Below are 20,003 nucleotides of genomic sequence, written 5' to 3'. Positions count from 1 at the left end.
CTAGCTGCGCGGCGGCGTTGTACCAGCCGGCGGCACTGATCCGCTGCGGCGCGCGGCAGCCTGGGCCGAGGTCGAGTTCTCGCCGAAGGTCGCCTTGGCTATCTCGCCGATGCCGGCCAGCGAGCCCAGCATGCTCATGGCTTCCACCGGCAGCATGATGACCTTCTGGTTCGGCGATTCCGCAAGCTGGCCGAACGCCTTGATGTATTTGTCGGCGATAAAGTAGTTCAGCGCCGCAACGTCACCCTTCGAAATCGCCTCCGACACCACCCGCGTTGCGTTGGCTTCGGCCTCTGCGGAACGCTCGCGTGCCTCGGCGTCACGGAACGCAGCCTCGCGGCGCCCTTCCGCCTGCAGGATCTGGCCCTGCTTGGCACCTTCGGCACGGAGAATTTCCGACTGGCGCTGACCCTCGGCCTGCAGAATATCGGCACGCTTGACGCGTTCGGCCTTCATCTGCCGGCCCATCGCCTCGACGAGGTCCGCCGGCGGCACGATGTCCTTGATCTCGATGCGGTTGACCTTGAGGCCCCATGGCGACACCGCGGCATCGACGACACGCAGCAGCCGCTCATTGATCTCGTCGCGATGCGACAGCACCTGATCGAGATCCATCGAGCCCATCACCGAGCGGATGTTGGTCATGGTCAGCACGATGATAGCCTGATTGAGGTCGGACACTTCGTAGCTTGCCTTGGCCGCGTCGAACACTTGGAAGAACGCGACGCCGTCCACGGTGACGGTGGCGTTGTCCTTGGTGATCACTTCCTGCTCGGGGATGCTGATCACCTGCTCCATCATGTTCATCTTGCGACCGACGCGGTCGAAATAAGGGATGATGAGATTGAGGCCCGGCGACAGCGTGCGTGTGAATTTGCCGAAGCGCTCGATGGTCCAGTCATAGCCCTGCGGCACGGTCTTCACGCCGGCAAACAGCGTGAAGATGATCAGCAACACAACGGCGATGGCGAAAATGTCGAAACCGGACATCAAAGTCTCCCTGCGGCAAAATGGACGCGCAACATATGGCGCCTCGTTGTTTTGTCGGCGTGGAGGATTTTAAGGTTCGAAATCGGGAAAAGCGAGAGCGCCGACGTGATCGCGAGCCACGGACCTCTCAGCCGTCATTGCGAGGAGCCCTTGCGACGAAGCAATCCAGTCTTCGCTTGTGGCTTCTGGATTGCTTCGCTGCGCTCGCAATGACGTGGATGGGTTGGAGCGCCCTTAGATCCAGCCCTGCAGCTCGCGCAGCACGAGCTGACGGATCGTGTCCATGCCCTCGTCGCTGTCGTTGAGGCAGGGGATCGCAGAGAATTGCTCGCCGCCATTATGCATGAAGATCTCGCAATTCTCCTGCGCGATTTCTTCCAGCGTCTCCAGGCAGTCGGCCGAGAAGCCCGGCATCACCACGGCAATACGACGCACGCCGTCCTTGGCGAGCTGCTCGATGGTCTTGTCCGTATAGGGCTGAAGCCAGGCATCGAAGCCGAAACGGGACTGGAAGGTCAGCAGCAGCTTCGGCGCATCCGGTCCGAGCCGCTTGCGCAGCGCTTCGGTCGTGGCCACGCATTGCGCCTGATAAGGGTCGCCCTTGTCGATGTATTTCTGCGGCATGCCGTGGAACGACGCCACGATCATTTCCGGCACGAATGACAGCGTCGCCAGATGCTTCTCGATCGAGATCGCCAGCGCGCCGATATAATCCGGCTCATCATAATAAGGCGGCGTGACCCGCAGGGTCGGCTGCGCACGCATGGTGCCGAGCACGCGGAACACTTCGTCGCAGACGGTCGCAGAGGTCGCCGCCGAATATTGCGGATAGAGCGGCACCACCAGAATGCGGTCGCAGCCTTTTGCGGTGAGTTCAGCGATGCGGGAACGGATCGACGGATTGCCGTAGCGCATCGCCCAGTCCACCACGAGATGGGTATGACTATCCAGCGACACGGCCAGCTTGTCGGACTGCGCGCGGGTGATCGTCTTCAGCGGAGACTCGTTCTTCTCCGTGTTCCAGATCTTCAGATAATCCTTGGCCTTACGGCGCGGCCGCGTGGTCAGGATGATGCCGTTGAGGATCAGCTTCCACAACAGGCCCTGGTTCTCGATCACGCGCGGATCGGACAGGAACTCTCTGAGATAAACGCGCACGCCGCGGGTATCCGCCGTGTCGGGAGTTCCGAGATTGACCAGCAAGACGCCGACGCGTTCCGGTATCTCCAGGGTGGAGGCCGGTGGCTGCTCAAGGGAAACGACATTTGTCATGATGCCGGTGGCTTCGCGCTTTGGCTGGACCTTGTCAAGACGACGGACTGTCCATCAGGGCAGAACAGCGATCAGAAACAGGTGACGCGTTCGGCCGCGACATAGCCCAGCAGCAGGCCAACGCCGAACAGCATCACCAGCGCCGCCGCGCCGAACTCAATCCCCCGCATCACCAGCGCACCACTGCCATCGCGGCCACCGGCCAGACGGCCGGCGAGGCCCTTGGCGGAGACGGCGATGACGGCAATGGTTGCCACGGTGATCGCGGTTCCCAGGCCCATCACGAAAGTCGCAGCGATGCCTGCCCAGAACATGCCCTGCGCCAGCGCGAAGACCAGCACGAGGATCGCGCCGGAACACGGCCGGATGCCTACCGTGAACACCGCCGATAATCCACGCGCCCAGCCACCGGGGCCAGCGAGCTGATCCGGCGTCGGGCCATGGGAATGGCCGCAATGCTCGTCATGAACGTGATCGTGATGACTGTGGTCATGGTGCGCATGTGCTGAAGCCGTCGCCTCGGCATGGGCCGAATGGGCGTGCGCATGAGCATGCGCGTGGCCATGAGCGTGCTCATGGTGATGGTGGTCATGGCCGTGATCGTGCGTATGCGCGGACGCGCTGGCATGCGCCATCGCGAGCTGCGGGCCGGCGGCCGGCAGCGACGGTCGCAAGGCGCGGAAGAACCCGCGCCCCTTGCTCCAGACCAAACGCGCGCCGAACGCCGCAATCAGGCCATAGCTGGCGATCTCCACCCAGCGCTCGGTACTGCACATGGTCTTGGCCGTGACATTCAGCAGCCAGGCACCAATGCCGACGATCAATACCGCCACCAGCGCCTGCATCAGCGCCGAGACGAAGGACAGCGCAATGCCGCGCTTGGCGGTCTCTTCATTGGCGACCAGATAGGACGAGATCACCGCCTTGCCGTGCCCGGGTCCGGCGGCGTGGAAGATGCCATAGGCAAAGGAAATCGCCAGCAGCGTCCACACGGCGCTGCCGTCGGACTTTGCGGCACGGATGGTCGCCGACATCGCCCGGTAGAATTCGGACTGCTTGGTGAGCAACCAGCCGATGATGCCGCCGACCTGCGAATCCGGCACGCCCTTCGGCGCGCCGAACGGATTCTGGGCCAACACACTATGCAGCCCGCCGTCGGCAATCACTGACGCGACGGCCAGCACGGCGCCGGCTAACAGCACGCAGCGCATCGTCTTCTTCTCGAACATCATGGGCAATCGACCGTGATCTTGTTGGCGAACATCGCGCCGTAATTGCTGTTCTCGCCATTCATGAAAGTGTCTTCGTTCATGGTCTGCGCCTTGGCGGCGCCGTCCGACGGGCGCTGGATCGCCATCGTGCAGGAGGCCGGCGCGCCGGCCAGCTTGATGGGGTCTTTCTTCTCCAGACCGAAATCGACGAAGAAGCTCGGATCGAAGATTTCGAGTTCCATCTTCTTGGCCTTGAACGGTGTCTTGAACGGCAGCGTGAAGTGCAGCACCAGCGCGGCGTCACGCTTCTCCAGATAATAGTCGACGGGATCGTTGAAGCGCTGCTTCTTGCCCTCCACCTTGGCGAAGGTGAAGAAGGCGAATTCCTTCAGCGACTCCACATTGGTCTGGGCCAGCGGCGCCAGTTCCTCGCGGGTATAGACGCCCTTGGTCTTGCTCTCGATGCCCTGCAACGCATAGGTCGAGAACATGTCGTCGAATACCCAGGCATGGCGCACGCCGGTGATGGTGCCATCCGGCGCGTAGATCAATTCGCTGGATGCCGTGACGAAGACGTGGGGATGGGCGGAGGCAACGGTGATGCCGGCTGTGAAGGCGAACAGCAGGGCGAAGATTCCCGCTAGCGACCTCAACAACCTCCGCATGTCATCCCCGCGAAGGCGGGGATCCATACACGCCGTCTTACTGTTGATCCGTGGGGCTAACCGCATCGCTTCATCACATGCTCGGAGGTTATGGATCCCCGCCTTCGCGGGGATGACAAATTGAGAGGTCACGACACCTGCCTCACGCTGCCTCGGGCTTTTCCAGCAGACCACGCCGCCGCAGCAGCGCATCCGGCGCGGGGGCACGGCCGCGGAACGCGATATAGGCCGCCTCCGGATCGACCGAACCGCCCGACGAATAGATGTCGTCATGCAGCCGCTTGGCCACTGCGGGATCGAAGATGTTGCCGGCTTCCTCGAAGGCGCCGAAGGCATCTGCATCCATCACTTCGGACCACATGTAGCTGTAGTAGCCAGACGCATAATGATCGCCGGAGAAGATGTGCCCGAATTGCGTCGGCCGGTGTCGCAGCGCGATTTCCTCGGGCATGCCGATCTTCTCCAGCTCCTTCTTCTCGAAGGCCGCGACGTCCACGCTGGCCGACGCCGGCTGGGTGTGGAATTCAAGATCGATCAGCGCGGACGACACAAACTCCACCGTGGCAAAGCCCTGGTTGAACTTGCGGGCAGCGATGAACCGCTTCAGCAGATCGTCGGGCAGCGGCTCGCCGGTCTGGTAGTGCTTGGCAAAAGTCTGCAGCACCTGCGGCTGCTCCTGCCAGTGTTCATAGAGTTGCGACGGCAGTTCGACGAAGTCGGTGAACACCGACGTCCCCGACAGCGAGGGATAGGTGACGTTGGACAGCATCCCGTGCAGGCCATGGCCGAATTCATGGAACAGCGTGCGCGCATCGTCCGGCGACAGCAGCGATGGCTGGCCGTCGGTGCCCTTGGCGAAGTTGCAGATATTCAGCACCAGCGGCGCGACGTCGCCGTCGAGCTTCTGCTGGTCGCGCAGGGAGGTCATCCAGGCGCCGGAGCGCTTCGACGGGCGGGCGAAATAGTCGCCATAGAAGATCGCCTTGAGCGCGCCCGAGGCGTCCTTGACCTCCCAGACGCGGACGTCGGGATGCCAGACCGGCACGTCCTTGCGCTCGGCGAAGGTGATCCCGAACAAGCGCGTCGCGGTATCGAATTGCGCCGCGATCATGTTGTCGAGCGTCAGATACGGCTTGATCGCCGCATCATCGAAATTGGCGCGGCGCTGGCGCAGCTTTTCGGCGTAATAGCGCCAATCCCAGGCGGCGAGCTTGAAGTTGCCGCCCTCCTCCGCGATCAGCTCCTGCAGCGCATCGCGATCGGCCAGCGCGCGGGCACGCGCCGGCTTCCAGACCCGCTCCAGCAGACCGCGCACCGCCTCCGGCGTCTTCGCCATGGAGTCTTCCAGACGATAGGCCGCGAAGGTCGGGAAGCCCAGGATCTTCGCGGTCTCCTCGCGCAGCTTCAGGATTTCGACGATGGTCTCGTTGTTGTCGTTGGCGTTGCCATTGTTGCCGCGCTGGATGAAGGCCTTGTAGGCCCTCTCGCGCAGGTCGCGCCGCGCCGCGCTTTTCAGGAACGGCTCCATCGAGGACCGCGACGTGGTGATGATCGCCTTGCCAGTCATGCCGCGCTCGTCAGCCGAGGCCCTGGCCGAGGCGACGAAGCTCTCGGCGAGCCCATCGAGATCGCCTTCGCCCAGCTCCATGAACCACTCCTGCTCGTCGCCGAGCAGATGATGGCTGAAACTGGTGCCGAGATGCGCGAGACGCTCGTTGATCTCAGCCATCCGCGCCTTGGCGGCCTCGTCGAGGCCGGCGCCGGAGCGGTGGAAGCGGGTATAGGTCCGCTCCAGGAGACGCATCTGCTCGGTGGTGAGGCCGAGCTCGGCGCGTTTGTCGTGGAGCGCCACGATGCGGCCGAACAATACGGCATTCATCATGATCGGATTCCAGTGCCGCGCCATCCGCGACGACACGTCCTTGTCGATCTCCAGGATCGCCGGATTGGAATGCGCCGACACCAGATCGTAGAACACCGACGCCACACGGCTGAGCAACTTGCCGGAGCGCTCCAGCGCCGTGATCGTATTGGCAAAGTCAGGCGCCGCCGGATCGTTCACGATCGCGGCAATCTCGGCCGAATGATCGAAAAACGCCTGTTCGAAGGCCGGCATGAAGTGCTCGGGCTTGATCTCGTCGAACGGCGGGGTCTCGAACGGGGTCTGCCAGGCTTTCAGAAGCGGATTTTCGAGACCTTTCGACGCAACCGGCGAGACCGACGTTTCTGACATAAGAAATCCTGCTTTGAGGCCCATAGAATGCGTCGATCTATACCACGCGATGGGGCTTTTTTGGGCCCTTTAGTGCTTGCCGCAGCAGGCTTTTTCGGAGAGATTGCGGCTCGAAACAGGACCTTGAGAATATGACCACCTCCACCGCCCCTCGCCGCATCTACTGGCCCAGCGTCATCACCGTCATCTCGGCGGCGATCCTGATCGGCGCGGAAGTGTTCGGCGCCGCCTTCGCGGGCGGCTGGGCGCTGTCGATCCTGTTCGGCCTCTCCACCACCGGCGAGCACATCCTGCAGGTCTGCCTGTTCCTGTGCGGCGTCGCCATCATGGTCGCCTTCCTGCGCACCGCCGCACGGATCGAGCCGTTCACCCGTCGCGGCTGATCGCTGCGCGCCCGCGCAGCTCCACTCTCCGGCTTCCTCACACTCAACTGTCGTCGCCCGGCCGGGCGCCCAACTGCGTGCTTGAGTCGAGCGCCAGTCACCCGGGCTGCTCGTGATTCGTCGCTAGCTGTAGCGTTTACGGGATCCTCCCTCTCGCGGAGGACGACACCGAGAGCGAGATGAGAGCCGCACGAGAGGACGACTACAGGACCATGACGCTGGTGTAGTTCAGCACTCCACGCCAGCCCCAGACTACGCCAATTCCTTAACCGAACTTAACATCCGTTCATGTTGAGCGCGCTGAGTGCGTCTCGTTTGCAACGCCGCGCGATGGCGTTGAATAAAATGCCCCACAGCCCAAAAAAATTGTTGCGTACCAGGGTCAAAGAACCTATTTCCGGTCTTGCCCAATTTCGCACGTGCCTGTGGTCGTGTGTCAGTCGGTAGGTATCCGGACAAGAGGCCGGACAGCCGCCAAGGGATGAAGAAGCCGAGGGTCGTTCGCGGAGTTTTGCGAAAGGCCAGCATCTCTCTCCAGAGATGCCGTTGAAGGTGACTTTGTTCTTTGCAACCGTGACTGGCAGCCGGAGGCGAACCGGCGCACCTCGTTCTCAACGGGGGACGCGACTTAAAGCAACGACGGAGCGGGCTTTTTTGGTCTCTGCTGGCTTTCCAACAGCCAGCGCGAATACCGAAGAGGCTTGTCCTTCATTGCCAGGTGTGCGGTAGGGTCACCCCCAACCAATCCACGGCAGCACTTACGGTCTGTACTTTTGGCTTTGTCACGCCTCCATCGCGTGTCTGGGTCCGAAAGCGCTGAACCGTCATCATTTTTTGAACGTGACCCTTTCGCGGGGCCGTTTGGGAGAGTGCTATGACCGAACGTATTCAGGAATTCCTCCGCGCCCGCCGCAACGAGGGCACCGATGTCGAGCCGTGCCTCGTCGTCGACCTCGAAGTCGTGCGCGACAACTTCCAGAGCTTTGCGAAGGCTTTGCCTGATAGCCGCGTGTTTTACGCGGTGAAGGCAAACCCGGCGCCGGAAGTGCTGTCGCTGCTGGCCTCGATGGGCTCGTGCTTCGACTGTGCGTCGGTGCAGGAAATCCAGATGGCGCTCGACGCTGGCGCCACGCCGGACCGCATCTCCTTCGGCAACACCATCAAGAAGGAACGCGATATCGCGCGCGCCCACGCGCTCGGCATCGGCCTGTTCTCGGTCGACTGCGCCGCCGAGGTCGAGAAGATCGCGCGTGCAGCTCCTGGCGCCCGCGTGTTCTGCCGCATTCTCTACGATTGCGCCGGCGCCGAGTGGCCGCTGTCGCGCAAGTTCGGCTGCGATCCGGAAATGGCTGTCGACGTGCTGGACCTCGCCAAGCGTCTTGGCCTGGAGCCCTATGGCATTTCGTTCCATGTCGGCTCGCAGCAGCGCAAGGTGAAGGCATGGGACCGCGCGCTGGCGATGGCCTCGTCGGTGTTCCGTGACTGCGCCGAGCGCGGGATCAACCTCTCCATGGTCAATATGGGCGGAGGCTTCCCGACCAAGTACCTCAAGGAAGTCCCGGCGGTCGTGCAGTACGGCCGTTCGATCTTCCGTGCGCTGCGCAAGCATTTCGGCAACGCGATCCCGGAGACCATCATCGAGCCGGGCCGCGGCATGGTCGGCAATGCCGGCATCATCGAGACCGAAGTCGTTCTGATCTCCAAGAAGAGCGACGAGGACGACGTGCGCTGGGTTTACCTGGACATTGGCAAGTTCGGCGGTCTCGCCGAGACCATGGACGAGTCGATCCGTTACGCCATCAAGACGCCGCATGACGGCGCCGAGATGACGCCCTGCGTGCTCGCCGGCCCGACCTGCGATTCGGCCGACGTGATGTATGAGAAGCTGCCGTATCCGCTGCCCGTGACTCTCGAGATCGGCGACAAGCTGCTGATCGAAGGCACCGGCGCCTATACGTCGACCTACTCGGCAGTGGCGTTCAACGGCTTCCCGCCGCTGCGCACCTTCCATATCTGAGCGTTGCAAATTTAAGTTCGCTCACTATATCCGGCATCCACCCCGGATATGACTAATCGGAGAGCCGGCCCGCCGGCTCTCATCCCGTCACCTTCCAATTCTGGATGACAACACTCCGTGTGAAAAACGGAGTGGGGACCGACATGCCATGACCGATCTGCACGAGACCGCCACCAACAACACTGTTGCTTTGCCCATCGCAGCCCCTTCGTACGAGATCCGTGCGGAACGTGGCTCCGACGTCGCCGCCCGTGAATCTCTGCTGGATGTGTGCTTCGGCGCTTCGCGCCATGCCCGCACCTGCCAGCGACTGCGTGACGGACGACTGCCCGCCGAAGGCCTGGCCTTCTCGGCGGTGGTGCAAGGCAGGCTGGTCGGCACGATCAGGCTTTGGCATGTCGACGCCGGGGGCCGAGCTGCACTGATGCTCGGCCCCCTGACGGTCGATCCGGGTGCCCGCGACCTTGGCCTTGGCGCCGCGTTGATGAATCACGCGATCGCCGAGGCCTCGGCGCGCGGCCATGGCGCCATCGTGCTGCTCGGCGATGCGCCCTATTACGCCCGCTTCGGCTTCATGCCCCGGAAAATGACCGATCTGGCGCTGCCGGGGCCGTTCGAGCGCGATCGCCTGCTCGGCCTCGAGCTGAAGCCCGGAGCGCTGGATGGCGCCCGCGGCATCATCTTCGGAAGCGGTAAATGGGTCCGCAAGGCTGCTGAGCCTGCCGATCTGGCCCACGCAGCTTGATTTGACCACCAAGGCACGGCATTGCGGAGCTCACCTCTGCAGGAGAGCCTGGTAATGACGCGCAAACTGATTTCCACCGGATCGCCATTCGAAAAGACCGCTGGCTACAGCCGTGCGGTGGTCGACGGCGATTTCTGCTTCGTGTCCGGAACCACCGGCTACGATTACACCACCATGATCTTGCCGGCAGATATCACGGCACAGACACAGAACTGCTTCAAGACTATCGAAGCCGCGCTGAAGGAGGCCGGCTTTGCCATGGCCGATATCGTGCGTGCGATCTACTACATCACGGACGCCAGCGACGCCGACAAGGTGTTCGCGGTGACCGGTGCCCATCTCGGCGAGATCAGGCCCGCTGCCACGCTCCTCGTGGTCTCCGGGCTCTACAAGCCCGAGATGAAAGTCGAAATCGAAGTCACCGCCAAGCGGCGCAGCTGATCGTCAACCGCGCGTCAGGCACACCCGTTTGACGTCGCTGCTCGCAACGGCGCCATCGCCGGTTGACTTTCACTGCAGGATACATAGGTTTCGGCCATCATGACGAACCTGCCCCGCAACCGCTTACTGCTCCGCGCCGGTCACCTTCAAGCAGGAATGTGACCCGGGCGCACGCGCGCGTGCCGTCCGGGCTTGTTCGATTTCAACATCCTCATCATTCTTGGCATGCTCGGGCGCTTTGCGCGCCGGGCGTCATTTGGCTGTGAAACCCATGATCCATTCCCTTCGCACTGAGCTGCCGCCCATCACACTCCGCCGCAGCGACGGTGAGCGTCTCGGCGTACTGGCCGAGGCCGCTGCAGAGAAGTCCCCCGTGACCGCCGACTTTCTGGCCGGCGAAGTTGAGCGCGCGACGATCGTGCCCGATACTCATCCATTGCCCGGAATCGTCGGCATGGAGTCCGATGTGACGTTCCGCGACGATATCAGCGGGCAGGAAAAGCACGTCACACTCGTCTATCCGACCTCCGCCGACGTGGACGCCGGGCGAATTTCGGTATTGACCCCGATCGGAGCCGCGCTTATCGGCCTTTCTGCGGGGCAGTCCATTACATTCGAGACGCCCTCGGGGGAACCACGTTCGCTGACCGTTCTCTCGGTCGGCATACGGCGCTGAGCTGCATTTAATACCGGCATCGAGATTTCATTCCCGAAATTTCATTCTGATGTCACATCGTCACTGTCCTTTCCCAACCGCGCACGACGCAGCGCGTTCATCTTGATCCTGTCTGGAGTTAGAAGCTGATGTCCTCATCCCCCGCCTCGCCGATCTACGCGAAGATCACTGGCCCCATCGTGATCGTCGGCTTCGGCTCGATCGGCAAGGGCATGGTGCCGATGATCGAGCGGCATCTCGACTACGACAAGTCGCGCATCACCGTGCTCGACCCCAAGGATGAAGGCCGCAAGGCGCTGTGCGACAAGCATGGCCTGCGCTTCATCCAGCAGGGGCTGACCAGGGAGAATTATCGCGAACTGCTGACGCCGCTCCTCACTGAGGGCGGCGGCCAGGGTTTTTGCGTCAACCTGTCGGTCGATACCGGCTCGGTCGATATCATGGAGCTCTGCAACGAGCTCGGCGCGCTCTACATCGACACGGTCAACGAGCCCTGGCTCGGCTTCTATTTCGACGCATCGAAGGGCGCCGAAGCGCGCTCCAACTACGCTTTGCGCGAAACGACGCTGGCCGCCAAGAAGGCCCGCAAGCCCGGCTCGACCACGGCGGTCTCCTGCTGCGGCGCCAATCCCGGCATGGTCTCCTTCTTCGTCAAGCAGGCGCTGCTGAATGTCGCCTCCGACCTGAAGCTCAACGCCCCGCAGCCGAAGACCAAGGCCGAATGGGCGGACCTGATGCGGCAGGCCGGCATCAAGGGCGTCCACATCGCTGAGCGCGACACGCAACGCTCCAAGTCGCCGAAGCCGCCGGAGGTCTTCGTCAACACCTGGTCGGTCGAAGGCTTCCTCTCGGAAGGCGTGCAGCCGTCCGAACTCGGCTGGGGCACCCATGAAAAGTGGATGCCGGAGAATGCACACACCCATGAGGCCGGCTGCGGCGCTGCGATCTACCTGATGCAGCCCGGCGCCAATACGCGCGTGCGCACCTGGTGCCCGACGCGCGGCGCGCAATACGGCTTCCTCGTCACCCACAACGAGTCGATCTCGATCTCCGATTATTTCACGGTGCGTGACGCGTCGGGCACCGCGGTGTTCCGGCCGACCTGCCACTATGCCTATCACCCGGCGGACGATGCCGTGCTGTCGCTGCACGAGATGTTCGGCTCCGGCAAGATGCAGACGAAGCACCACATCCTCGACGAAAACGAAATCGTCGACGGTATCGACGAACTCGGTGTGCTGCTCTACGGCCACGACAACAATGCCTACTGGTTCGGCTCGCAGCTCTCCATCGAGGAGACGCGTGAACTCGCGCCCTATCAGAACGCCACCGGCCTGCAGGTGACCTCGGCCGTGCTCGGCGGCATGGTGTGGGCGCTGGAGCACCCGACCGAAGGCATCGTCGAGGCCGACGAGATCGACTTCGAGCGGCTGCTGGAGATCCAGACACCCTATCTCGGCCCGGTGAAGGGCTACTACACCGACTGGACGCCGCTCGAAGGCCGCCCGGGCCTGTTCCCGGAAGATATCGATACGAGCGATCCGTGGCAGTTCAAGAACGTGCTGGTGCGGTAGCGAACACTCCGCCCTCATCCTGAGGAGCAAATGGCGGCTGCATCTCGCAGCCGCCATTTTTGTCTCGAAGGATGGCCGCAAGCTGCAGCTCCGGGGTCTCATGGTTCGAGACGACACTGAAGAAGCACCTCCTCACTGTGAGGGTTGGGCTGCAGAGCAGCTTGACAGTGCGAACGACTGCTCCATTCTCGAGATTGGAACTTTCAACTTCTCCGAGAATGGAGCCGATCCATGCTGGACGGTGCGTTTCTCTATATCGTGAGGTGTGCCGACGGGAGTTATTATATCGGCATCACACGCACCTCGCTCGACATCAGAATAGCCCAGCACAACGCCGGCACCTTTCCCGGCTATACGTCTACACGCAGACCTGTCGAACTGTTGTATTCGCAATGGTTTGAGCGCATCACCGACGCGATCGAGAATGAGCGTAAACTCAAGCGCTGGAGCAGGGCGAAGAAAGAAGCGCTGATCCGTGGCGACTTCGCGATATTAAAGCAACTTGCTCGACGCAAGTTACCTCACTTACGGAAACCACAACATGCTCAGCCCTCATCCTGAGGAGGCGCTTCTTCAGCGCCGTCTCGAAGGATGGCCGCACACTTCGACACCTCGGCCTCATGGTTCGAGACGGCGCAAGAACGCCTCCTCACCATGAGGGTCGGGCAGAGGCGCCCGCTTCCTATTTGGCCAGATAATCAAACGCCACTTCGCCCAATCCCAGCGTCAGGTCGCACTTGAAGTGCAATGCCGACACGACCTCTTTCACCGGCAACCGCGCCACATCCGCCAGCGCATGTGGAAACAGGCCAAGCGCGGCAGGCCCGGTCCAGGCTTCCTTGAGATTGATCTCTTCCAGGTGATAGCGCACCAGTTCGCAGATGCGCGGCGAGCCGTCCACATGCGGGATGATCTTCAGAATAAAGTTTGGCACCGTCAGCGCATGCATCACCGTGTCATGATCCACCGGCCGGTGCTTGTAGCCCATAGTGCCTGACGCGCAGAGCACGGAGCCGTAATGCAGCGTGCCGACCAGCACGTCGCTCTCCACCACGATCTTCGGGGTCGCGCGCTTCTTCGGGAAGCCCCAGAGCTCGCGGCCACCGGCAATCGGCGCATCGTCGTCGAGATACATCGAATGGATATAGACGCCCTCGACGCCGTTGAGACGTACAGGGATTGCCTGCCCGGTCTCGGTATAGTCGCCGAAGCCGGTGGAATCCGGCATGCGGATAAATTCATATTTCACGATATTATCGATGATTTCCAGGGGCTCCGGCACCACGGCCTGCAGCGCGTCCATGTCGGTGCGATAGCTGATGATGAAATATTCGCGGTCGTAGAATTTGTAGGGCCCGCGCGGAAACGACGGATTGGTCAGCGGCATCGAATAGGCGTTACGCCTGATATCTTCGATCTTCATGGTGCCCCCTATGAAACTGTTGGCAGGGAGTATGAAGGCGGTCGATGAAACTGGCGAGACTATTGTGCGGGCAGCGTCAACAAACACCGGCCTCATCCTGAGGAGCGCGCTCTTCGCGCGCGTCTCGAAGGATGGCGGCACACTGGGAGAACCGGCCTCATGGTTCGAGACGGCGCAAATGCGCCTCCTCACCATGAGGGACTTTGACAGCGACCTCGAAAGCTCCGCTATTTCGTGGTGATCGGCGGCGCGGTCTTCTCAGCCGGCGCTGGTGGCAGCGCCGGCTTGGCACCGGCATCGCGTGCTTCTGCATCCGGACGCGCCGGCTGCGGCGGCGTTTCCTGCGGGCGCTGGCCGGTGGTCGCGGGTTCTGCGGGGGCCGACGGCTTGTTTTCGGCACCAGGCGTCGACTGCAGTGGCGGCGTCGCCTGGGCAAATCGAGCGGATGGTGGCGTCAGCGTGAGCCGCGCCATTGCCGACGTCGATGCGCCCAATCCTGCTGCGGTCGCCAAGATCGCGATCGTGAAATACGTCCGGAACACGCGCGTCTGGGTCGTCGGGATCATGGCATCCACCGCAGTTAATGTGCGGTGACAACGGGAGCCGGCCGCCAAAGTTCCCGAGCCGGAAAGTCGCAGATCGCCTATGGCGCCCTGGACTTCTTCTGGACGACTAGTCCTTGGTGCTGACGTCCCATGTGGCGTTGCGCACGCCGGCATACGCCTCGAGCCGGGCGGCCACGGCATCCAGCTCCTTGGGATCGACGGCCGTCGAGACCAGCGTGGCCACGATCTCCTGCTGGGTGTCGCTCTGCTCGATCACATCGACATCGCCGACCGGATATTTTGCGGCTTCCAGCGCCTCCTGCAGGCGCTCGCGCATCTCGGGCACCACCTCGGGGGAGACCGTGAGCCGCACGTAATAGGTCACTTCGGACGACTTCGCGTCCAGCGGCGCCCGGTTGATCGCATTGACCAGCGGCCGCAGCAGCGTATTGCCGGCCAGCACGAAAACGGTAAGCGCGATAGCCTGTGCGATCATGTCCGCGCCGGCGCAGGAGCCCACCGCGGCCGAACTCCACAGCGTCGCTGCCGTATTGAGGCCGCGCACATTGGTGCCTTCCTTCATGATGACGCCCGCGCCGAGAAAGCCAATGCCGGAGACGACATAGGCGATCACGCGCACCGCGCCATCGGCACCGTGCAGCTGCATTGCGAGATCGACGAAAGCGGCCGCCCCGAGCGCCACCAACACATTGGTGCGCAGGCCCGCGGTGCGCTGGCGATATTGTCGCTCCGCACCGATCAGCGTGCCCAGCACAAAGGCCGTGGCCAGGCTGAGCAGCGTGTCGAGGAAGTCGTAAGTCTGGAATGTCGCCAAAAATCGCATGATGCCTGCATGCGTACAGGAAGTGACGGGCGGATGACAATGCCGCCTCGCACCAACCGTCGTGAACTCCCTCTCCCCACAGGGGAGGTGAAAGAGCTACAGCTCCAGCAGCCCGGCGTCGCCGTCCTGATCGGCAAAAGCCAGCAGCGTACCCTTGGCATTCCAGGCCAGCGCGCTGACGGGCTGCCCTTTGTTGGCCCGCACCAGAATTTCCGCGCCATCGGTCATGCGAACCATCAGGATAGTGCCGTCACTGTAACCGGCGGCCAGAATGTCCTGCTTGGGATGACAGGCCACCATGGTGACCTTGGCCTTGAGCGGCGCCAGCATCGCCGGCTCCTTGCCCATCGGGCCGTCCTTGCTGGCAAACGGCCAGATGATGACCGTATCGGCGCCCGAGGTCGCGAGACCCTTGCCGCCGGCGCTCCAGGAAATCGAGCGCACGCGTGCGGGATAGCCGGTCATGCGCATGTGCTTGCCGTCGACGAGACGCCAGCCATGTAGCGCCGGCTCATGCATCGCGGTGACCAGAAACTTGTTGTCCGGGCTGAAGGTCACGCCGAGATGCGAACCGGCCCATTCCAGCACTTCGGCATTGCCGGCCATGTTGGGAAACCACAGCGTCACGCCATTGTAGTGGGCTATCGCAAGCCGCAGCCCTTTGGGCGCGAATGCAAGGCCGCCAACGGTCGATGGCACCTCGAAGAATTTCACCTCGCCCTTCGGCGCCTGCACGAAGGCCGTCTTGCCCGCCGACCACGCAACAGCGCCGTCGGGATGCAAAGCTACACTGTCGATCCAGCGCCTCTTGGCGTCGGTCGCAAAGGTCGAGACTGTGCCGTCGCGGTCGAGCACGACGACCTTGCCGTCGTCGCAGCCCATCACGATGCGCTTGCCGTCGGAGGTCGAGCACAGGATGCCACCGAACGCGACCTCGACCGGCGACATCGCGCCTGCCGGATCGACCAGCGTCACCTTCTCCTCGGCGCCGACAAAGGCAGCCTTGTCGCCGAGAAAATGCACTGATGTGACCGACGCACCGATGGCCACCGGCAACACGCGGTCGGTGACCGAAACGATGGATTCCTGCTCCTGCAGCGGATTGAAATCGGACATCATCAGGCGGGGATGCAGCGTTCGAAGCCGTCGCGGATCAGCTGCTCGGGCAGATCGCGACCGATAAAGACAAGACGGCTTTCGCGCTTCTCGCCGTCCTTCCACGGCCGCTGATGATCGCCTTCGAGCATCATGTGCACGCCCTGAAACACGTAGCGGTCGTCGTCGCCGGAGAACGACAGGATACCTTTGGAGCGCAAAATCTTGCCGCCCTCCTTGGCCATCAGATCCTGCAGCCACGGCATGAAGGTCGATGCATCGAGCGCCTTGTCGGTACGCAGCGACATCGAGTGCATATCCTCGTCGTGATAGTGCTTCAGACCACCGTGGCCGTGATCATGATGGTGATGATGGCCGTGATCGTGGTCATGATGATCGTGACCGTCGTCCGCGTTGAGGAATTCCGGTTCGATCTCCAGAATACGATCGAGATCGAAGGCGCCACGCTCCAGGACGTCGGACAGCTTCACCTGCGCGCGTTCGGTCTTGTGCAGCTTCGCATAGGGGTTGATGGCGCGAATGCGCGCCTCGACTTCGGCGAGCTCAGCCTTCGACACAAGATCGATCTTGTTCAGCACGATGACGTCGGCGAAGGCGATCTGGTTCTTGGCTTCCGGCGCATCCTTAAGGCGGTCGCTCAGCCATTTGGCATCGGCCACGGTCACGACGGCATCGAGCCGTGCATGGGCCTGCACGTCTTCGTCGACGAAGAAGGTCTGCGCCACCGGCGCGGGATCGGCGAGACCCGTGGTCTCCACGATGATCGCGTCGAACTTGCCCTTGCGCTTCATGAGACCGTCGAGAATGCGCACGAGGTCGCCGCGCACGGTGCAGCAGACGCAGCCGTTGTTCATCTCGAACACTTCTTCATCGGCGCCGATGATGAGATCGTTGTCGATGCCGATCTCGCCGAATTCGTTGACGATCACAGCGTATTTCTTTCCGTGATTTTCCGACAGGATGCGGTTCAACAGCGTGGTCTTGCCGGCGCCGAGATAGCCGGTCAGCACGGTCACGGGAATTTTGTTGGCAGTCGCTTCAGACATGATCTCTCCGGCGGGGTCTTGTGCAGCGCCGGCAGCAGGGGGCCCCTGCGCTAACTGGTCAGCGCGCTCGTCAGCGCCTTTATATTGTGCCTGACCATATCAATGTAAGTGGGTGCATCGCCGTTTTCGGCCGTCAGACTGTCCGAATACAGCGTTCCGCCGATTTTTGCCCCGGTCTCGGCGGCGATCCGGCGCATCAGCCGGGGATCGGCGATGTTTTCCAGAAAAACCGCCGGAATTTTCGAGATCTTGAGCTGAGTGATGATGACCGCGATATCCTTGGCGCTGGGCTCGGAATCCGTCGAAACGCCCTGCGGCGCGATGAATTCGATACCATAGGCCGCCGCGAAATAGCCGAAGGCATCATGGGTCGAGATCACCTTGCGGTGCGCCGCGGGGATGGAAGCCACAGCCGCCTTCACGTCACTGTCGAGGGCAGTCAGCTTCGCGAGATAGGCCTCGGCGTTCGCCTTGTAGATGTCGGCCCCGGCCGGATCGGCCTTGGCCAGCGCATCGCGAATGTTTGCGACATAGACCTTGGCATTGCCCACCGATTGCCAGGCGTGCGGATCCTCGTGCGAGTCGAGCTTGCGCGGTGCGATGCCCTGGGTTGCGGTGACGATGACAGCCTTACCACCCGATGATTTCACCAACCGCGGCAGCCAGCCTTCGAAGCCGAGGCCATTGACCACCACAAGCTTCGCATCGGCGATCTTTTTCGCGTCACGCGGCGTCGGTGTGTAGACATGCGCATCCCCATTCGGGCCGACCAGGGTCGTTACAGCGACTCGCTCGCCCCCGACATTGCGCACGAAGTCACCGAGGATAGAGAAGCTGGCGACGACATCGATCTTGTCCTGCGCCCGCGCCGGGACGATCGCCGTGACAAGCGACAGGACAGCAGAAAGGACGAATATGCTGGATTTCCGCATGACTGACACACCTACGCCTCAAGATGCCGGCCGGGGAACAACTGCCTTACCAAGCCACTGACATTGCCGAACAAAACCGAAAATACGTAGAGTACTGCGGCGACCAGAATGATCGCGGGACCGGACGGCACCTTGGTCTGGAACGACAGCACCAGACCGAAGTAACCGGAGACCATCGCGCTCGCGACGGAGATCATCATCATCCCCGTGATATCGCGCGACCAGAACCGCGCGATGCCCGCCGGCAGGATCATCAGCCCCACCGCGAGCAGCGTACCGAGCGCATGAAAGCCGTTGACGAGATTAACGACGACCAGCGCCAGAAACGCCAGATGCGCGGGTGCACCGGCGCGCGAGACAGTGCGCAGAAACACCGGATCGACGCATTCGATGACCAGCGGGCGATAGATCACCGCCATCACCACCAGCGTAATCGTCGCGTTGAACGCGATCACCAGCAGTGTCTGATCGTCGAGTGCGAGAATATTGCCAAACAGCACATGCAGCAGATCGATATTGGTGCCGCGCATCGAAACGATGGTGACGCCGACTGCCAGTGATACGAGATAGAACGCGGCCAGCGACGCATCTTCCTTGATGACGGTGACGCGCGACACCAGACCTGCCAGCAGCGCAACAGAAAAACCTGCAATCAGGCCACCAAACGTCATCGCGAACAGATTGAGCCCGGAAAACAGGAAGCCGATCGCAGCCCCTGGCAGGATGGCATGCGCCATCGCGTCGCCGACAAGGCTCATCCGCCGCAACATCAGGAAGACGCCGATCGGCGCGCCACCGAGCGCCAGCGCAACCACGCCGGCCAATGCGCGGCGCATAAATTCAAATTCGAGGAAAGGCGCGATCAGCGCATCGTAGAGCATGTCGATCAGGCCGCCCGCGAGTGTGCGGCATCGACAACACAGGTGCCGGCGCCATCGTCGAAGGCTTCGCACATGCGCCGCGCCTCCAGCAGGTTATCCGCCGTCAGCACCTGCTGGGTCGATCCCCAGGCCACGGAGCCGCGCGCCAGCAGCAGCGTCTCCGGGAAATGCGAGCGCACCATCTCCATATCGTGCAGCGCCGCCAGCACCGTGCGCTTTTCGGCATGCCAGTGGCGCACCAGCGCAATCAGGTCCGCCGACGTCTTGGTATCGATCGCATTGAACGGCTCGTCGAGCACGATAACGCGTGCGTCCTGCAACAACACCCGCGCAAACAGCATCCGCTGCATCTGGCCGCCCGACAGCGTGCCGATATTGCGATTCTCGAAACCATTGAGGCCGACAGAGGCGAGCGCCTGTCCTATTTGCGCACGCGCGGTCTTGCCAAGGCCGCCGAATATCCCGGTCGTGCGCCAAAGCCCTGTGCCGACGAAGTCGAACACCGAAATAGGGAATGTGCGGTCGATATCGACGCTCTGCGGCAGGTAAGCGATGTCGCGCGCCTTCAGGCCGCCAAGTGTGATCGCGCCCGTCAGCGGCTTCAGGATGCCGACGATGCCGCGAAACAGCGTGGATTTGCCGGCGCCGTTCGGCCCGACCACCGCGAGCAAACTGCCAGCGGCGATCTCGCCATTGAGGTGATGCACCGCCGGATGCCGGTCATAGCCCAGTGTGACGTTCTGGAAAGCGAGCTGTGCCGTCATGATGGCCTCATCGCCAGCAGAACCACCGCCCAGAGCGCTGCGGAGACCACCAGCGCAGCCCCCAGCCGTGCGGGCAACGTCATGCGCAGGATCGACCAGGGCGCGGGCTGGGCCGGATGAGGGCTTGCCGGGCCATGGCTGTGGCTGTGGGTATGACCGTGGCCGTCGGCGTGACCATGGGAGTGGTCATCACCGTGAGAATGGGAATGCGCCATGAAATCGGGCCTGGCCAATGAATATCCGGC

Annotated in this window: 22 protein-coding genes; 8 read left to right on the top strand and 14 right to left on the bottom strand. The window is 62.4% G+C overall.

The window, feature by feature from the left end:
* The 5 genes from HP556_RS16355 to HP556_RS16335 form a co-directional block, all read right to left on the bottom strand.
* The gene (locus HP556_RS16355; RefSeq protein WP_175367761.1) at positions 1-990 is read right to left on the bottom strand and encodes an SPFH domain-containing protein; all 990 of its coding nucleotides are present in this window, start codon (positions 988-990) and stop codon (positions 1-3) included.
* Positions 991-1,224: 234 nt separating this feature from the next.
* Positions 1,225-2,262, bottom strand: coding sequence for a ferrochelatase (hemH, locus tag HP556_RS16350; RefSeq protein WP_175367760.1), 1,038 nt, complete (start codon positions 2,260-2,262; stop codon positions 1,225-1,227).
* 71 nt (positions 2,263-2,333) lie between these two features.
* Entirely contained in the window at positions 2,334-3,491 is a 1,158-nt protein-coding gene (locus HP556_RS16345; RefSeq protein ID WP_175367890.1) for a nickel/cobalt transporter, read from the bottom strand.
* Positions 3,491-4,138 (bottom strand): DUF1007 family protein, encoded by a 648-nt coding sequence (locus tag HP556_RS16340; RefSeq protein WP_175367759.1) that lies wholly within the window; start codon positions 4,136-4,138, stop codon positions 3,491-3,493. Before HP556_RS16340 ends, HP556_RS16345 begins: the two co-directional genes overlap by 1 nt.
* A gap of 142 nt (positions 4,139-4,280) precedes the next feature.
* Positions 4,281-6,371, bottom strand: a complete 2,091-nt coding sequence (locus HP556_RS16335) for a M3 family metallopeptidase (RefSeq protein ID WP_175367758.1) — start codon at positions 6,369-6,371, stop codon at positions 4,281-4,283.
* A gap of 131 nt (positions 6,372-6,502) precedes the next feature.
* On the opposite strand from HP556_RS16335, the gene HP556_RS16330 reads away from it, so the two are divergent.
* The 7 genes from HP556_RS16330 to HP556_RS16300 all read left to right on the top strand — a co-directional run bounded on the left by HP556_RS16330 (position 6,503) and on the right by HP556_RS16300 (position 12,768).
* On the top strand, positions 6,503-6,754 hold the full coding sequence (locus HP556_RS16330) for a hypothetical protein (protein ID WP_068728984.1): 252 nt from the start codon (positions 6,503-6,505) through the stop codon (positions 6,752-6,754).
* An 874-nt stretch (positions 6,755-7,628) separates the two neighbouring features.
* A complete protein-coding gene (locus HP556_RS16325) occupies positions 7,629-8,771 on the top strand; it encodes a type III PLP-dependent enzyme (RefSeq protein ID WP_115032950.1) in 1,143 nt (380 codons plus the stop codon).
* A 148-nt stretch (positions 8,772-8,919) separates the two neighbouring features.
* The gene (locus HP556_RS16320) at positions 8,920-9,516 is read left to right on the top strand and encodes a GNAT family N-acetyltransferase (protein ID WP_175367757.1); all 597 of its coding nucleotides are present in this window, start codon (positions 8,920-8,922) and stop codon (positions 9,514-9,516) included.
* 54 nt (positions 9,517-9,570) lie between these two features.
* Positions 9,571-9,957, top strand: coding sequence for a RidA family protein (locus HP556_RS16315; RefSeq protein WP_175367756.1), 387 nt, complete (start codon positions 9,571-9,573; stop codon positions 9,955-9,957).
* Between the two features lie 271 nt (positions 9,958-10,228).
* Positions 10,229-10,633: a nucleoside diphosphate kinase regulator gene (gene rnk, locus HP556_RS16310; protein ID WP_089265783.1), complete on the top strand. Its 405-nt coding sequence runs from the start codon at positions 10,229-10,231 to the stop codon at positions 10,631-10,633.
* A 128-nt stretch (positions 10,634-10,761) separates the two neighbouring features.
* Positions 10,762-12,207, top strand: coding sequence for a homospermidine synthase (locus HP556_RS16305; RefSeq protein ID WP_175367755.1), 1,446 nt, complete (start codon positions 10,762-10,764; stop codon positions 12,205-12,207).
* Positions 12,208-12,438: 231 nt separating this feature from the next.
* Positions 12,439-12,768, top strand: coding sequence for a GIY-YIG nuclease family protein (locus tag HP556_RS16300; RefSeq protein ID WP_175367754.1), 330 nt, complete (start codon positions 12,439-12,441; stop codon positions 12,766-12,768).
* Positions 12,769-12,889: 121 nt separating this feature from the next.
* On the opposite strand, the gene HP556_RS16295 is transcribed toward HP556_RS16300, so the two are convergent.
* Positions 12,890-13,630: an acetoacetate decarboxylase gene (locus tag HP556_RS16295; RefSeq protein WP_175367753.1), complete on the bottom strand. Its 741-nt coding sequence runs from the start codon at positions 13,628-13,630 to the stop codon at positions 12,890-12,892.
* Positions 13,631-13,640: 10 nt separating this feature from the next.
* Here HP556_RS16295 and HP556_RS16290 point away from each other — a divergent pair, with 10 nt between their 5' ends.
* Positions 13,641-13,871 (top strand): hypothetical protein, encoded by a 231-nt coding sequence (locus HP556_RS16290; RefSeq protein WP_175367752.1) that lies wholly within the window; start codon positions 13,641-13,643, stop codon positions 13,869-13,871.
* Here HP556_RS16290 and HP556_RS16285 read toward each other — a convergent pair.
* From HP556_RS16285 to HP556_RS16250, 8 genes are all read right to left on the bottom strand, one after another.
* The gene (locus HP556_RS16285; RefSeq protein WP_175367751.1) at positions 13,858-14,196 is read right to left on the bottom strand and encodes a superantigen-like protein SSL4; all 339 of its coding nucleotides are present in this window, start codon (positions 14,194-14,196) and stop codon (positions 13,858-13,860) included. The genes HP556_RS16290 and HP556_RS16285 overlap by 14 nt on opposite strands.
* A gap of 106 nt (positions 14,197-14,302) precedes the next feature.
* Complete coding sequence (locus HP556_RS16280; protein ID WP_175367750.1) at positions 14,303-15,019, bottom strand: MgtC/SapB family protein; 717 nt, start codon at positions 15,017-15,019, stop codon at positions 14,303-14,305.
* Between the two features lie 96 nt (positions 15,020-15,115).
* A complete protein-coding gene (locus HP556_RS16275; RefSeq protein WP_420878672.1) occupies positions 15,116-16,138 on the bottom strand; it encodes a WD40 repeat domain-containing protein in 1,023 nt (340 codons plus the stop codon).
* The gene (locus tag HP556_RS16270) at positions 16,138-17,181 is read right to left on the bottom strand and encodes a CobW family GTP-binding protein (RefSeq protein ID WP_068729004.1); all 1,044 of its coding nucleotides are present in this window, start codon (positions 17,179-17,181) and stop codon (positions 16,138-16,140) included. Before HP556_RS16270 ends, HP556_RS16275 begins: the two co-directional genes overlap by 1 nt.
* A 50-nt stretch (positions 17,182-17,231) precedes the next feature.
* Positions 17,232-18,113, bottom strand: coding sequence for a metal ABC transporter substrate-binding protein (locus HP556_RS16265; RefSeq protein ID WP_175367749.1), 882 nt, complete (start codon positions 18,111-18,113; stop codon positions 17,232-17,234).
* Positions 18,114-18,124: 11 nt separating this feature from the next.
* Positions 18,125-18,994: a metal ABC transporter permease gene (locus HP556_RS16260; RefSeq protein ID WP_089265777.1), complete on the bottom strand. Its 870-nt coding sequence runs from the start codon at positions 18,992-18,994 to the stop codon at positions 18,125-18,127.
* A gap of 5 nt (positions 18,995-18,999) precedes the next feature.
* The gene (locus HP556_RS16255; protein ID WP_175367748.1) at positions 19,000-19,758 is read right to left on the bottom strand and encodes a metal ABC transporter ATP-binding protein; all 759 of its coding nucleotides are present in this window, start codon (positions 19,756-19,758) and stop codon (positions 19,000-19,002) included.
* Positions 19,755-19,973 carry a hypothetical protein gene (locus HP556_RS16250; RefSeq protein ID WP_175367888.1) on the bottom strand — a complete coding sequence of 73 codons (219 nt, stop codon included), beginning with the start codon at positions 19,971-19,973 and terminating at the stop codon, positions 19,755-19,757. The genes HP556_RS16255 and HP556_RS16250 overlap by 4 nt, the downstream gene beginning before the upstream one ends.
* Between the last annotated feature and the right edge of the window lie 30 nt (positions 19,974-20,003).

It is taken from the genome of Tardiphaga robiniae (genome assembly GCF_013359755.1).
GTDB lineage: Bacteria > Pseudomonadota > Alphaproteobacteria > Rhizobiales > Xanthobacteraceae > Tardiphaga > Tardiphaga robiniae.
Note: the sequence above shows the minus strand (reverse complement) of the source record. Positions and strands in the feature narration are given on the sequence as shown.